The following is a 14075-nucleotide window of genomic DNA, read 5'->3' on the forward strand; positions in this document are numbered from 1 at the left end:
TTTCAGTATATTAGACGTGACATGTAAACAAAGGTTTCGTTTTGGATATAAAAAGTTTTTTTGGAGGAAGTAATGAAAATTAAAGAAATTATTGTAGTCGAGGGACGCGATGACACTGCGCGCATAAAACTTGCCGTTGATGCGGATACGATTGAGACGAACGGTTCGGCAATCGGAGACGAAGTCATCAGGCAGATTCGGCTGGCGCAGGAAACGAGAGGAGTCATCGTGCTGACGGACCCGGATTTTCCGGGGGAAAAGATCCGGAAAACCATTTCCGAAGCAGTACCCGGCTGTAAACACGCATTTCTGCCCAAACATCTTGCCAAACCGAAGAACAAGCGCGGCATCGGCGTTGAGCACGCATCCATTGAAAGCATCAGAGCATGTCTGGAAAATGTGCATGAAGAGATGGAGGCAAAGCCGAGTGAGATTTCGGCTGAAGATTTAATACAAGCCGGTCTGATCGGCGGGCCGGCTGCCAAAAGACGCCGCGAACGATTGGGCGACCTGCTGAAGATCGGCTATACAAACGGCAAACAGCTTCAAAAACGGCTGCAGATGTTTCAAATCAAAAGAAGTGATTTTATTGATGCGCTCGATGCTATGATGCAGGAGGAACAGGATGAACAATAAAGATATCGCGACACCTATCAGAACGAAAGAAATTCTGAAAAAATACGGTTTCTCTTTTAAAAAGAGTCTGGGACAGAATTTCTTAATTGATACAAACATATTGGACAGAATTGTGGACCATGCGGAAATAACGGATCGGACCGGAGTCATTGAAATCGGACCCGGAATCGGCGCGCTGACAGAGCAGCTTGCCAAACGGGCGAAAAAGGTCGTCGCGTTTGAAATTGATCAGCGCCTCCTGCCCATTCTCAATGATACGCTGTCTCCGTATGACAATGTAACGATCATTCATCAGGATGTGCTGAAAGCAGACGTCAAATCCGTCATTGAAGAGCAGTTTCAGGATTGTGATGAAATAATGGTGACGGCGAATCTTCCGTATTATGTAACGACACCGATCATCATGAAGCTTTTGGAAGAGCATCTTCCCTTAAAAGGAATTGTCGTCATGCTGCAAAAAGAGGTCGCTGAGCGGATGGCGGCTGATCCTTCCTCTAAGGAGTACGGATCGCTTTCCATCGCAGTTCAGTTCTACACGGAGGCCAAAACGGTCATGACCGTACCGAAAACGGTGTTTGTGCCTCAGCCTAACGTCGATTCCGCGGTCATCCGTCTCTTGCTTCGAGACGGCCCGGCGGTTGACGTCGATAATGAACCGTTTTTCTTCCAGCTGATTAAAGCAAGCTTCGCTCAGCGCCGGAAAACCTTGCTGAACAACCTTGTGAACAATCTTCCGGGCGGAAAAGAGAAGAAAGCTCAAATCGAAGAAATTCTCCAAGAAACGAATATTGACGGAAAGCGGCGCGGTGAATCCCTGTCTATAGAAGAATTCGCGCTCCTGTCCAACGGATTGTATAAAGCCCTTTTCTAAGAAGGGCTTTTTGTTTTGCGTCACCACTTGGACTGCCGCTACATAGGCTAGAGAAGAACCTTATTCATTCAACTGCAAGAAAAGCTTGAAACATCAAGCGCCGCAGCGGAAAGAGGTGCATTTGATAAGGCTTCTTTCATGATGAGGCTTAGTCTATTTGTGGAGTGGGTAACGTGCAATTTCAAATAGGAGATATGGTAGCCAGAAAATCCTATCAAATGGATGTTTTATTTCGCATTATCGGCATAGAGCAAACAAGCAAAGGAAATTCAATTGCCATCCTGCATGGTGACGAAGTCAGATTGATTGCGGATGCTGATTTTTCTGATTTGGCGCCTGTAAGAAAAGACGAACAGGCCGTGAGAAAGCAGAAAGATGAAAGCAGGATGAATGAATCTCTCGAGCTGCTCCGCCAGGATTATAAGCTGCTTCGGGAAAAACAGGAATATTATGCGACGAATCAATATCAGCATCAGGAGCACTACTTTCATATGCCCGGCAAGGTATTGCATTTGGACGGCGATGAGGCTTATTTGAAAAAGTGCCTGAACTTTTACGAAAAAATCGGTGTGCCGGTGTACGGGATTCACTGCCATGAGAAAAAAATGCCGGCATCCATTGAGGAGCTGCTCGACAAATACCGGCCGGATATTTTAGTCATCACCGGCCATGATGCATATTCCAAGCATAAGGGAGACGTGAACGATTTAAGCGCCTACAGGCATTCTAAACACTTTGTCGAAACGGTTCAAAGAGCGAGACGAAAAGTCCCCCACTTGGACCAGCTTGTCATATTCGCGGGTGCCTGCCAATCCCATTTCGAGTCTTTAATCAAAGCGGGCGCGAATTTTGCAAGTTCACCGTCACGCGTCAACATTCATGCGCTTGACCCGGTATATATTGTCGCGAAAATCAGCTTCACTCCGTTTATGGAGCGGATTAATGTGTGGGATGTCCTGAGAAATACGCTGACGAGAGAGAAAGGGCTGGGAGGCATTGAAACGAAGGGTGTGCTGCGTGTCGGTATGCCGTATAAATCAAATGGATGAGTGAAAAACCCGCATGAAATTCGCTATGCGGGTTAATTATTTTACATATTGATACATAAATTTCCGGAACTTGTGAAAAATAATGCAGAAATCAATAGAATTTTGTCAAAATAATTTTGTTGACAATGACTTATTAACGTTGATATAATTTAAATTTTGTTTGACAAAATTGGGCTCTTGTTGTACAATAAATGTAGTGAGGTGGATGCAATGGCGAAGACGTTGTCCGATATAAAAAGATCGCTTGATGGGAATTTAGGTAAACGGCTTACGTTAAAAGCAAACGGCGGCCGCCGAAAAACGATTGAGCGTTCGGGCATTTTAGCTGAGACGTACCCTTCTGTTTTTGTGATACAACTAGATCAAGACGAGAATTCGTTTGAAAGAGTTTCATACAGTTATGCTGATATTCTGACTGAGACTGTTGAATTGACATTCAATGATGATGCGGCAAGCTCAGTAGCATTTTAATGGGCAGTGAACCTTTTGTTTACTGCTTTTTGTTTTGCCTTCTAAAGCTCTTCTAATTATTCCCTCGAAAGTTTCAGCTGATTAAACGGAAGCTATAAGTGTCACATGTTTTATCGTGGCGTGCACGAATGGTGATCAATTCTATAAAAGGGGTTGTTTCGTTTGGGCAGACGTCGTGGAGTTATGTCAGATGAGTTCAAGTATGAGCTGGCAAAGGACCTTGGTTTTTACGATACGGTGAAAAACGAGGGCTGGGGCGGCATTCGGGCGCGCGATGCCGGGAATATGGTAAAGCGTGCGATTGAGATTGCCGAACAGCAGATGGCGGCTCAGAACCAAAATAACCGATAATGCAGTGGCCCGGGGGACAATCCGTTCCCCGGTTTTTTCTATCGGCTGTCAAAATCGGCGTCAATTTCGGATAAGTACCTCCGGGTCTCCAAATGTGATACAATGTTCATACTTATGTTTAGATGGAGAAGTAGGTGAAAGCTATGCGTATTTTAGAAAAAGCGCCGGCCAAAATCAATCTGTCCCTCGATGTGAGGAGTAAACGCCCGGATGGTTATCATGAAGTGGAGATGATCATGACGACAATTGATTTGGCAGATCGGATTGAACTGACAGAACTGCCCGAAAACGTGATCAGAGTGGCGTCGCATAATCGCTTTGTTCCGGATGATCAAAGAAATCTGGCTTATCAGGCAGCCAAACTGCTCAAAGAACGGTTTCAAGTCAAAAAAGGCGTTTCCATTATGATTACAAAGGTAATCCCTGTAGCGGCAGGGCTTGCCGGCGGAAGCAGCGATGCGGCAGCCACACTAAGAGGGCTGAACAGGCTTTGGGATTTAAAGCTTTCTGTCGAAGAGCTCGCGGAGCTTGGCGCTGAAATCGGTTCAGACGTGTCCTTCTGTGTTTACGGAGGCACTGCCCTGGCAACCGGACGCGGTGAGAAGATCAGGCATATCAGTGCTCCGCCTCATTGCTGGGTCGTGCTCGCCAAACCGACGATCGGGGTATCGACCGCCGAAGTGTACCGCCGGCTGAATTTGCAGCAGGTTCGGCATCCGGATGTACAGGCAATGATTGACGCAATTGAAGAAAAAAGTTTCCAAAAGGTATGCAGCCAACTAGGAAACGTATTGGAATCGGTTACGCTCAACCTTCATCCCGAGGTGGCGATGATCAAAAATCAAATGAAACGCTTCGGCGCCGATGCGGTGTTAATGAGCGGAAGCGGACCGACTGTATTCGGTTTGGTTCAATACGAATCAAAGGTGCAGCGGATTTATAACGGGTTAAGAGGCTTCTGTGATCAGGTGTACGCGGTGCGGATGATCGGCGAACAGAATGCTCTTGATTAAATCCGTATGTTAAGTTATATTGTTTTTAAATTATTCGGATTTTGGGGGTAAGTTCATGAAGTTTCGTCGCAGCGGCAGATTGGTGGACTTAACAAATTATTTGTTAACCCATCCGCATGAATTAATACCGTTAACGTTTTTCTCTGAACGGTATCAATCAGCAAAGTCATCAATCAGTGAAGATTTAACGATTATTAAACAGACCTTCGAACAGCAAGGCATTGGGACGCTGCTTACAGTGCCGGGAGCTGCCGGAGGCGTCAAATACATTCCGAAAGTGAAACAGGCTGAAGCAGAAGCGTTTATACAGGAGCTGGGACAGTCTTTAGTAAATCCTGAGCGTATCCTTCCGGGCGGTTATGTATATTTAACGGATATCTTAGGCAAACCATCTGTCCTCTCTCATGTAGGCAGGCTTTTTGCTTCCGTTTTTGCGGAGCGGGAGATTGATGTGGTGATGACCGTTGCGACAAAGGGAATCCCTCTCGCTTACGCAGCGGCCAGTTATCTGAACGTTCCGGTTGTCATCGTACGAAAAGATAATAAAGTGACGGAAGGCTCCACGGTGAGCATCAATTATGTATCAGGGTCGTCTAACCGCATTCAAACGATGTCACTTGCGAAAAGAAGTTTGGCCACGGGGTCGAACGTTTTGATTATTGACGACTTTATGAAAGCGGGCGGCACTATAAACGGCATGATCAGCCTGCTTGATGAGTTTAATGCGAACGTCGCGGGAATAGGCGTCTTGGTTGAAGCTGAGGGAGTGAATGAACGGCTTGTCGATGAATACATGTCGCTGCTCACACTTTCAACCATCAATATGAAAGACAAAACGATTGAGATTCAAAACGGCAATTTTCTGCGATTTTTTAAAGAACAGCATTTAAAGAATGGGGAGACAGAAAAATGACAAAAGCAATCCATACAAAACACGCGCCGGCAGCAATCGGGCCATATTCACAAGGAATCATCGTAAACAACATGTTTTACAGCTCAGGCCAGATTCCTCTTACTGCTGAAGGAGAAATGGTAAACGGTGATATCACAGAACAAACGCATCAGGTGTTCAGCAATTTAAAGGCTGTGCTGAAAGAAGCGGGCGCTTCTCTCGAGACGGTTGTAAAAGCAACGGTGTTTATTGCTGATATGGAGCAGTTTGCGGAAGTGAATGAAGTGTACGGACAATACTTTGATGTACATAAGCCGGCAAGGTCTTGTGTGGAAGTGGCGAGACTGCCGAAAGACGCTCTCGTGGAAATTGAAGTCATTGCGCTGGTGAAATCTTAAATCTCAGAAAAGTGGTTCCGGTCTCCGGAATCACTTTTTTTATGCAGTATATGATCCCCCGATATGGTTTATCACCTAATTGTGTATGTATATCCTATATTTTCAAAAAAACTTTTTGAAATATGCAGGAATTTAAAAAGAATCGTGGAATTGTTAGACTAATGCTTTTATATAGGGAAAAGGTGGTGAACTACTGTGGAAGTTACTGACGTAAGATTACGCCGCGTGAATACCGATGGTCGCATGAGAGCGATTGCATCCATCACGCTGGATCACGAATTTGTCGTACATGATATTCGTGTGATTGATGGAAACAATGGTCTTTTCGTTGCGATGCCGAGTAAACGCACCCCTGATGGAGAATTCCGCGATATTGCTCATCCTATTAATTCCAGCACGCGGGGCAAGATCCAGGATGCTGTTTTAAATGAGTATCATCGTTTGGGTGATTCTGAAGCATTAGAATATGAAGAAGCTGGGGCTTCTTAAACATAACAAAATGTAAGGACTGCTGATAAAGGCTGACACAAGGCCTTTTCCGGCAGTCCTTTTTTAAATCTGATTTTTCAGTAATAAAGCGATTACATAGAAAATTCTTGCACTTTTTGATGTCTTCTTGAAATCAACAGCTATTTAGGATATATTTTTCTATGGATAAAAGGGATATTGGAGGCCATTAAATGGATAAGCGGTTTGCAGTGATTTTAGCTGCCGGAAAAGGAACGAGAATGAAATCTAAGCTTTATAAGGTCCTTCATCCGGTATGCGGAAAGCCTATGGTAGAGCACGTCGCAGACGAGGCTCTGAAATTATCTTTAGCGAAGCTTGTCACCATCGTAGGACATGGCGCCGAAGATGTGAAAAAGCAGCTCGGACAGAAAAGCGATTACGCTCTCCAAGCAGAACAGCTCGGTACGGCTCATGCAGTCAAGCAGGCAAAACCATTTCTTCACGGAGAGAAAGGTGTCACGATCGTTATTTGCGGCGATACACCGCTTCTGACGGCGGAGACGATGGAAGCCATGCTGAATGAACATACAAACAAAGGCGCAAAAGCCACGGTGTTAACGGCCGTTGCCGACGATCCCGCCGGATACGGAAGAATCATCCGGGGAGAAGACGGCGCCGTTCAAAAAATCGTGGAGCATAAGGATGCTTCGGAGCAAGAACGTCTTGTGAAAGAAATCAACACGGGAACGTACTGTTTTGATAACGAGGCTCTTTTTCGTGTCATCGAACAGGTTTCGAATGAAAATGCCCAAGGCGAGTATTACCTGCCGGATGTAATCGAAATCCTCAAAGACGAAGGCGAAACTGTTGCCGCTTACCAGACTGGTAACTTCCAAGAGACGCTCGGAGTGAATGATAGAGTCGCTCTTTCTCAGGCTGAAATGTATATGAAAGAGCGTATTAACAAACGGCATATGCAAAACGGAGTCACTTTAATCGATCCGATGAATACGTACATCTCACCTGACGCACGTATCGGACAAGATACAGTTATTTATCCCGGAACTGTGTTAAAGGGACAAGCTGAAATCGGCGATGAATGTGTCATCGGCCCTCACACTGAGATAGAGGACAGCTCGATCGGCAGCCGCACTGTGATTAAACAATCCGTTGTCAATCGGAGCAAAGTTGGGAATGATGTAAATATCGGTCCTTTTGCTCACATCAGACCTGATTCCGCAATCGGCAATGAAGTGAAGATCGGAAACTTTGTGGAAATCAAGAAAACACAATTCGGCGACCGAAGCAAAGCATCTCATTTAAGCTATATCGGTGATGCCGAAGTGGGCACGGACGTCAATCTCGGGTGCGGCTCCATCACGGTCAATTATGATGGGAAGAACAAATATTTAACCAAAATTGAAGACGGCGCGTTTATTGGCTGCAACTCCAATCTGGTCGCTCCTGTCACAGTGGGAGAAGGCGCATACGTCGCTGCGGGCTCAACCGTAACTGAAGATGTGCCGGGCGAAGCGCTTGCCATTGCCAGAGCAAGACAAGTAAATAAAGAAGATTATGTGAAAAATATTCATAAAAAATAATCCTAAAATCGGAGGTTTACCATGTCTAACGAATACGGAGATAAGAATTTAAAGATTTTTTCTTTGAATTCAAATCCAGAACTTGCAAAAGAAATCGCGGATAATGTAGGAGTTCAATTAGGAAAGTGCTCTGTTACAAGATTCAGTGACGGAGAGGTCCAGATCAACATAGAAGAAAGTATTCGCGGCTGTGATTGCTATATCATTCAGTCTACAAGTGCGCCGGTCAACGAGCACATCATGGAATTGCTGATTATGGTGGACGCTTTAAAGCGCGCTTCCGCGAAAACAATCAACATTGTGATTCCGTACTACGGTTATGCGCGCCAGGACAGAAAAGCAAGATCACGTGAACCGATCACGGCAAAACTTTTTGCAAACCTGCTTGAAACAGCGGGTGCGACACGCGTGATCGCGCTTGATTTACACGCGCCGCAAATTCAAGGTTTCTTTGATATTCCGATTGACCACTTAATGGGTGTTCCGATTTTAGGCCATTACTTTGAAGGTAAAGACTTGAAAGATATCGTCATTGTTTCTCCTGACCACGGCGGTGTGACGCGCGCCCGCAAACTTGCGGACCGTCTGAAAGCGCCGATCGCGATTATCGACAAACGCCGTCCTAGACCGAATGAGGTGGAGGTGATGAACATCGTCGGTAACGTGGAAGGAAAAACTGCGATTCTGATTGATGATATTATTGATACCGCCGGCACAATCACACTTGCCGCAAACGCGCTGGTTGAAAACGGAGCCGCGGAAGTGTATGCATGCTGTACGCATCCTGTATTGTCAGGCCCTGCGGTTGAGCGGATCAACAACTCTAAAATCAAGGAGCTTGTCGTAACAAACAGCATTAAGCTTCCTGAAGAGAAAAAAATCGAACGCTTTAAGCAGCTTTCTGTCGGACCGCTTCTGGCTGAAGCGATTATCCGTGTTCACGAGAAACAATCTGTCAGCTATTTATTCAGCTAAACCGAAACTTTAAGGTTTAAATCCCAGTTATTGTGGGTATTGTTCTAATAGGACGATAAAACGATAATTAGGATGGTGCTGAATATGGCAACTTTAAAAGCAAATGAAAGAACAGATTTTAAACGTTCGACGCTTCGGAAAATCCGTCATTCAGGACATGTTCCAGGGATTATATACGGGAAAGAAACAACGAACACGGCTGTCTCTTTAGACAGTGTCGAATTGCTTAAAACATTGCGGGACGAAGGAAAAAACACGATTATCACAATTGATGTCAACGGAAATCAGCAATCGGTTATGGTGACAGATCTTCAGACAGACCCGCTCAAAAACGAATTGACGCACGCCGATTTTCAAGTCGTGAATATGAGTGAGGAGCTGGAGGCGGAAGTGCCGATTCAGCTGACGGGAGAGGCGAAAGGAGTCAAAGACGGAGGCGTCATCCAGCAGCCGCTGCATGAGCTTTCGATCAAGGCTAAGCCGAAGGACATCCCTCAGACAATCAATGTTGATATTTCCGGGCTTGAAATGAATGATGTGCTGACCATCGCAGATCTGACTGCCGACGGCAATTATACATTTACAAACGATCCGGAAGAAGTCGTGGCTTCCATCCTTCCTCCTAAGCAGGAAGCATTCGAAGAAGATGCAGAACCATCTCCTGAGGAAGAGCCCGAAGGAGAAAATCAATAAGCGCTTTAAGACGTAACCCGCCCGAGGTTACGTCTTTTGTGCTAGAATGAGAAGAATTACAGCGATGTTGAGGGAGGATTTACGATGCTTGTGATTGCCGGTCTGGGTAACCCGGGAAAAACCTACGAGAACACGAGACATAATGTCGGCTTTATGGCCATTGACGAGCTTTCTAAAGAATGGAATATTGAATTGAATAAAACGAAATTCAACGGACTTTACGGAATCGGTTTTGTTTCCGGAAAAAAAGTTCTACTTGTTAAACCGCTTACATATATGAATTTATCAGGGGAATGTTTGCGGCCGCTATTGGATTATTATGATGCCGATCATGAAGATTTGAAAGTCATATACGATGACCTGGATCTTCCGACGGGGAAAATCAGGCTCCGGACGAAGGGGAGCGCAGGCGGACACAACGGAATTAAATCGCTTATTCAGCACCTCGGAACCCCTGAATTTGACCGGGTCAGAATCGGAATCGGCCGTCCCGTCAACGGGATGAAAGTCGTTGATTATGTGCTGGGCGCTTTTACGAAAGATGAAGCGCCGCATATCAATGATGCCGTCTCAAAAACCGTAAAAGCCTGCGAAGCTTCCTTGACGAAACCATTTTTAGAAGTTATGAACGAATTTAATGCAAATGTATAAGATAAATAATGGGAGACCATACTAGGGAAAAATGATTTTTTCACATCAGGAGGTCCAATGTATGGCTTTGCATTATTTCTGCCGCCACTGCGGTTTTAAGGTAGGGAGCCTGGAGTATTCGTCGGTGCCGACACAGTCACTTGGATTTCAGCACTTAACAAATGAGGAAAGAAACGATATGATTTCATATAAAGACAATGGAGATGTCCATGTTCTTACAATTTGTGAAGACTGCCAAGAAGCGCTGGAACGCAATCCGCACTACCATGAACACAACACATTTATTCAATAATGAGCTTTGGTGTAGATTCTAGACCAAAGCGTTTTTCTGTTCTTGCAGAAAATAGAGAGGAGGGGCCCATATGGACAATATTCAAACCTTTATTAAAGAAAGCGATGATTTTAAATCCATTGTTAACGGTTTACATGAGGGGCTGAAGGAACAGCTGCTTGCGGGTCTGTCAGGTTCTGCGCGTTCTGTTTTTACCTCCGCCCTTGCACAGGAAACGAAAAAGCCGATTTTCTTTATCACTCATAATTTATATCAGGCCCAAAAAGTGACGGAAGATCTGACGGCGCTTCTCGGGGATCAATCTGTTTTTTTATACCCCGTAAATGAATTGATTTCTTCAGAAATTGCGGTGGCGAGTCCTGAACTGCGCGCTCAGCGGCTTGATGTCATTAATAGATTAACAAACGGAGAAGCGCCGGTCGTAGTGGCACCCGTTGCAGCACTGAGAAGAATGCTTCCGCCGAAAGAACTGTGGAAAAGCAGCCAAATCACCATATCACTCGGAGACGATATAGAACAGGATCAGCTGTCTGCACGCCTTGTAGAGGTGGGGTATGAGCGTTCCGATATGGTTTCTGCACCCGGTGAATTCAGTATTCGCGGCGGAATAATCGACATTTATCCGCTGACGTCAGAACATCCGGTGCGGATTGAACTGTTTGATACGGAGGTCGACTCCATCAGAAGCTTCAACTCTGATGACCAGAGATCAATTGAGACGCTAAAAACGGTGGCCATCGGACCGGCGAAGGAACTGATCATCCGGGCGGAAGAAAAAGCCCGCGCGATGGAAAGGCTCGATAAAGGGCTTGCCGACAGTCTGAAGAAGCTGAAGCAGGACAAACAAAAGGAAATGCTTCATATCAATATCTCACATGATAAAGAACGGTTATCAACGGGACAGACTGATCAGGAACTTGTGAAGTATCTCTCGTACTTTTACGAAAAGCCTGCTAGTTTGCTAGATTATACACCGTCAGACACCTTGTTATTGTTAGACGAAGTTAGCCGGATTCATGAAATGGAGGATCAGCTCCAAAAAGAAGAAGCCGAATTCATGACAAGTCTGCTGGAAGAAGGAAAAATTCTGCATGACATCAATTTATCCTTCAGCTTTCAGGAGATGATGGCCGAGAAGCGGCGTCCTGCCATTTACTTTTCATTATTTTTGCGTCATGTTCAGCATACAAGCCCTCAAAATATCGTGAATGTGACAAGCCGGCAGATGCAGAGTTTTCATGGGCAGATGAATGTGCTCGCCAGTGAAATGGAGCGCTTTAAGAAATCAAACTTCACCGTCGTCTTTTTAGGCGCAAATAAGGACAGAACCGACAGATTGGCGTCCGTGCTGGCTGATTACGAAATTGAAGCCGCCAAAACGGACAGCTCCAAAGCGCTTGTACAAGGACAGGTCTATGTCATGGAAGGCGAGCTGCAATCCGGTTTTGAACTGCCGCTGATGAAGCTGGCCGTCATTACGGAGGAAGAGCTGTTCAAAAACCGAATCAAGAAGAAGCCGAGAAAGCAGAAGCTGACAAATGCTGAACGGATCAAAAGCTACTCTGAGCTTCAAGTCGGTGACTATGTCGTCCACGTCAACCACGGGATCGGTAAGTATTTGGGGATCGAGACACTTGAAATCAAGGGCATTCATAAAGATTACCTCAACATTCATTACCAGGGCAGTGATAAGCTGTACGTCCCGGTAGAACAAATCGACCAGGTGCAAAAGTACGTCGGCTCTGAAGGAAAAGAACCGAAGCTTTATAAACTGGGCGGCAGTGAATGGAAACGGGTGAAGAAAAAAGTTGAAAACTCCGTTCAGGATATTGCCGATGATCTGATTAAGCTTTATGCGGAACGCGAAGCAAGCAAAGGCTATGCGTTCTCGCCGGATCATGAAATGCAGCGTCAGTTCGAGTCTGCTTTCCCTTATCAGGAAACAGATGATCAGCTCCGATCCATTCAGGAAATTAAAAAGGATATGGAAAGAGAACGCCCGATGGACCGTTTGCTTTGCGGAGATGTCGGTTACGGGAAGACGGAGGTAGCCATCCGTGCGGCCTTTAAAGCGATCGCCGACGGAAAACAGGTCGCGCTCCTTGTGCCGACGACCATACTCGCACAGCAGCATTATGAAACCATTACGGAGCGTTTCCAAGACTATCCGATTAACATCGGTCTTCTCAGCCGATTCAGAACGAGAAAAGAATCTAATGAAACGCTCAAAGGTCTGAAAAACGGAACAGTAGATATCGTGATCGGAACCCACAGGCTCTTATCTAAAGATGTCGTCTATAAAGATCTCGGCTTGCTCATCATCGACGAAGAGCAGCGCTTCGGTGTTACGCATAAGGAAAAAATCAAACAGATCAAAGCCAATGTCGATGTGCTGACTCTGACGGCGACGCCGATTCCGCGTACGCTTCATATGTCCATGCTCGGTGTGCGGGACTTATCTGTTATTGAAACGCCGCCGGAAAACCGTTTCCCTGTCCAGACATATGTCGTGGAATACAACGGCGCGCTTGTACGAGAAGCCATCGAAAGAGAACTGGCGCGCGGAGGACAGGTATATTTCTTGTACAACCGCGTGGATGATATCGAGCGGAAGGCTGACGAAATTTCCATGCTTGTTCCCGATGCGAAGGTGGCATACGCCCACGGAAAAATGACCGAAAATGAATTGGAAAGCGTCATGCTTAATTTTCTGGAAGGGGAATCAGATGTCCTCGTCAGCACGACCATTATTGAGACAGGCGTAGATATACCGAACGTCAATACCTTGATCGTGTTTGACGGAGACAAAATGGGACTGTCTCAGCTGTATCAGCTGAGAGGACGGGTCGGCCGCTCCAATCGTGTCGCGTACGCGTATTTTACGTACCGCAGAGACAAAGTGCTTACTGAGGTGGCGGAAAAACGGCTGCAGGCGATTAAAGAATTTACCGAGCTGGGATCAGGGTTTAAAATTGCCATGCGTGACTTGACGATCAGGGGAGCGGGGAACCTTCTCGGCGCCCAGCAGCACGGTTTCATCGACTCGGTCGGTTTTGACCTGTATTCGCAAATGCTCAAAGAAGCCATTGAAGAGCGTAAAGGCGATACGCCGAAAAGCGAACAGTTTGAGACAGAAATCGATATCGAGCTTGATGCATATATTCCTGAAAACTATATACAAGACGGCAAGCAAAAAATCGACATGTATAAACGTTTCAGATCAATCGCTACAATTGAGGAGAAAAATGAGCTTCAAGATGAAATCATCGACAGGTTCGGCAGCTATCCTAAAGAGGTTGAATGGCTGTTTACAGTTGCTGAGATGAAAGTGTACGGCAAATATGAACGCGTCGAACTCATCAAGCAGGATAAGGACGCGGTCAGATTCACTATTTCGGAAGAGGCCAGCTCCCAGATTGACGGCCAGAAATTGTTTGAACTCGGCAATAAATACGGCCGGCAGATCGGACTGGGAATGGAAGGGAAAAAACTGAAAATCTCAGTGCAGACGAAAGGCCGCAAAACCGAAGAGTGGCTGGAGACCGTACTCGGCATGCTGAAAGGCCTTCAAGATGTGAAGAAAGAAACAATCGCGTCCTCATAAAAATTGTTACTCTCTGGTGTATATTACATTTGATGTGACGGATACTAATTTCAAGCGAGTGGCGGAAGCTACATAAAGTAAAGAGCTTTAGTACTTTCCCTTAAATATCATCACATGAAAGAGAGGCA

15 protein-coding genes are annotated in these 14075 nt (G+C 45.7%); all 15 read left to right on the top strand.

From position 1 onward, the window contains the following. Positions 1–72 precede the first annotated feature (72 nt). The 15 genes from rnmV to mfd all read left to right on the top strand — a co-directional run bounded on the left by rnmV (position 73) and on the right by mfd (position 13947). Positions 73–636 (top strand): ribonuclease M5, encoded by a 564-nt coding sequence (gene rnmV, locus Y79_RS0103900; protein ID WP_013350755.1) that lies wholly within the window; start codon positions 73–75, stop codon positions 634–636. Beyond that, positions 626–1507, top strand: a complete 882-nt coding sequence (rsmA, locus tag Y79_RS0103905) for a 16S rRNA (adenine(1518)-N(6)/adenine(1519)-N(6))-dimethyltransferase RsmA (protein ID WP_016936521.1) — start codon at positions 626–628, stop codon at positions 1505–1507. The genes rnmV and rsmA overlap by 11 nt, the downstream gene beginning before the upstream one ends. A 173-nt stretch (positions 1508–1680) precedes the next feature. Next, on the top strand, positions 1681–2556 hold the full coding sequence (yabG, locus tag Y79_RS0103910; RefSeq protein WP_016936522.1) for a sporulation peptidase YabG: 876 nt from the start codon (positions 1681–1683) through the stop codon (positions 2554–2556). Positions 2557–2766: 210 nt separating this feature from the next. After that, positions 2767–3027, top strand: coding sequence for a biofilm formation stimulator Veg (veg, locus tag Y79_RS0103915; RefSeq protein ID WP_003218330.1), 261 nt, complete (start codon positions 2767–2769; stop codon positions 3025–3027). Between the two features lie 162 nt (positions 3028–3189). Further along, positions 3190–3378, top strand: a complete 189-nt coding sequence (locus tag Y79_RS0103920) for a small, acid-soluble spore protein, alpha/beta type (protein WP_011996172.1) — start codon at positions 3190–3192, stop codon at positions 3376–3378. A gap of 143 nt (positions 3379–3521) precedes the next feature. Further along, complete coding sequence (gene ispE / locus Y79_RS0103925; protein WP_016936523.1) at positions 3522–4391, top strand: 4-(cytidine 5'-diphospho)-2-C-methyl-D-erythritol kinase; 870 nt, start codon at positions 3522–3524, stop codon at positions 4389–4391. A 55-nt stretch (positions 4392–4446) separates the two neighbouring features. Beyond that, on the top strand, positions 4447–5304 hold the full coding sequence (gene purR, locus Y79_RS0103930) for a pur operon repressor (RefSeq protein WP_004264666.1): 858 nt from the start codon (positions 4447–4449) through the stop codon (positions 5302–5304). After that, positions 5301–5681, top strand: coding sequence for a 2-iminobutanoate/2-iminopropanoate deaminase (ridA, locus tag Y79_RS0103935; RefSeq protein ID WP_004264663.1), 381 nt, complete (start codon positions 5301–5303; stop codon positions 5679–5681). Before purR ends, ridA begins: the two co-directional genes overlap by 4 nt. Positions 5682–5876: 195 nt before the next feature. After that, on the top strand, positions 5877–6170 hold the full coding sequence (gene spoVG, locus Y79_RS0103940; RefSeq protein WP_004264660.1) for a septation regulator SpoVG: 294 nt from the start codon (positions 5877–5879) through the stop codon (positions 6168–6170). A 191-nt stretch (positions 6171–6361) separates the two neighbouring features. Continuing rightward, positions 6362–7732 carry a bifunctional UDP-N-acetylglucosamine diphosphorylase/glucosamine-1-phosphate N-acetyltransferase GlmU gene (gene glmU, locus Y79_RS0103945; protein ID WP_016936524.1) on the top strand — a complete coding sequence of 457 codons (1371 nt, stop codon included), beginning with the start codon at positions 6362–6364 and terminating at the stop codon, positions 7730–7732. Positions 7733–7753: 21 nt separating this feature from the next. Beyond that, entirely contained in the window at positions 7754–8707 is a 954-nt protein-coding gene (locus tag Y79_RS0103950; protein WP_013350761.1) for a ribose-phosphate diphosphokinase, read from the top strand. Between the two features lie 84 nt (positions 8708–8791). Then, positions 8792–9400 carry a 50S ribosomal protein L25/general stress protein Ctc gene (locus Y79_RS0103955; RefSeq protein WP_016936525.1) on the top strand — a complete coding sequence of 203 codons (609 nt, stop codon included), beginning with the start codon at positions 8792–8794 and terminating at the stop codon, positions 9398–9400. An 84-nt stretch (positions 9401–9484) separates the two neighbouring features. After that, positions 9485–10051: an aminoacyl-tRNA hydrolase gene (pth, locus tag Y79_RS0103960; RefSeq protein WP_016936526.1), complete on the top strand. Its 567-nt coding sequence runs from the start codon at positions 9485–9487 to the stop codon at positions 10049–10051. Between the two features lie 61 nt (positions 10052–10112). Further along, entirely contained in the window at positions 10113–10343 is a 231-nt protein-coding gene (locus Y79_RS0103965; RefSeq protein WP_016936527.1) for an anti-sigma-F factor Fin, read from the top strand. Between the two features lie 70 nt (positions 10344–10413). Further along, entirely contained in the window at positions 10414–13947 is a 3534-nt protein-coding gene (mfd, locus tag Y79_RS0103970) for a transcription-repair coupling factor (protein ID WP_016936528.1), read from the top strand. Positions 13948–14075 lie beyond the last annotated feature (128 nt).

Source organism: Bacillus siamensis KCTC 13613 (assembly GCF_000262045.1).
Taxonomy (GTDB): domain Bacteria; phylum Bacillota; class Bacilli; order Bacillales; family Bacillaceae; genus Bacillus; species Bacillus siamensis.

Coding starts and splice junctions, on each gene's coding strand:
- Y79_RS0103950 (WP_013350761.1), top strand. CDS start 7,754: ATGTCTAACGAATACGGAGATAAGAATTTAAAGATTTTTTCTTTGAAT.
- ispE (WP_016936523.1), top strand. CDS start 3,522: ATGCGTATTTTAGAAAAAGCGCCGGCCAAAATCAATCTGTCCCTCGAT.
- pth (WP_016936526.1), top strand. CDS start 9,485: ATGCTTGTGATTGCCGGTCTGGGTAACCCGGGAAAAACCTACGAGAAC.
- rsmA (WP_016936521.1), top strand. CDS start 626: ATGAACAATAAAGATATCGCGACACCTATCAGAACGAAAGAAATTCTG.
- mfd (WP_016936528.1), top strand. CDS start 10,414: ATGGACAATATTCAAACCTTTATTAAAGAAAGCGATGATTTTAAATCC.
- purR (WP_004264666.1), top strand. CDS start 4,447: ATGAAGTTTCGTCGCAGCGGCAGATTGGTGGACTTAACAAATTATTTG.
- ridA (WP_004264663.1), top strand. CDS start 5,301: ATGACAAAAGCAATCCATACAAAACACGCGCCGGCAGCAATCGGGCCA.
- veg (WP_003218330.1), top strand. CDS start 2,767: ATGGCGAAGACGTTGTCCGATATAAAAAGATCGCTTGATGGGAATTTA.
- Y79_RS0103965 (WP_016936527.1), top strand. CDS start 10,113: ATGGCTTTGCATTATTTCTGCCGCCACTGCGGTTTTAAGGTAGGGAGC.
- glmU (WP_016936524.1), top strand. CDS start 6,362: ATGGATAAGCGGTTTGCAGTGATTTTAGCTGCCGGAAAAGGAACGAGA.
- Y79_RS0103955 (WP_016936525.1), top strand. CDS start 8,792: ATGGCAACTTTAAAAGCAAATGAAAGAACAGATTTTAAACGTTCGACG.
- rnmV (WP_013350755.1), top strand. CDS start 73: ATGAAAATTAAAGAAATTATTGTAGTCGAGGGACGCGATGACACTGCG.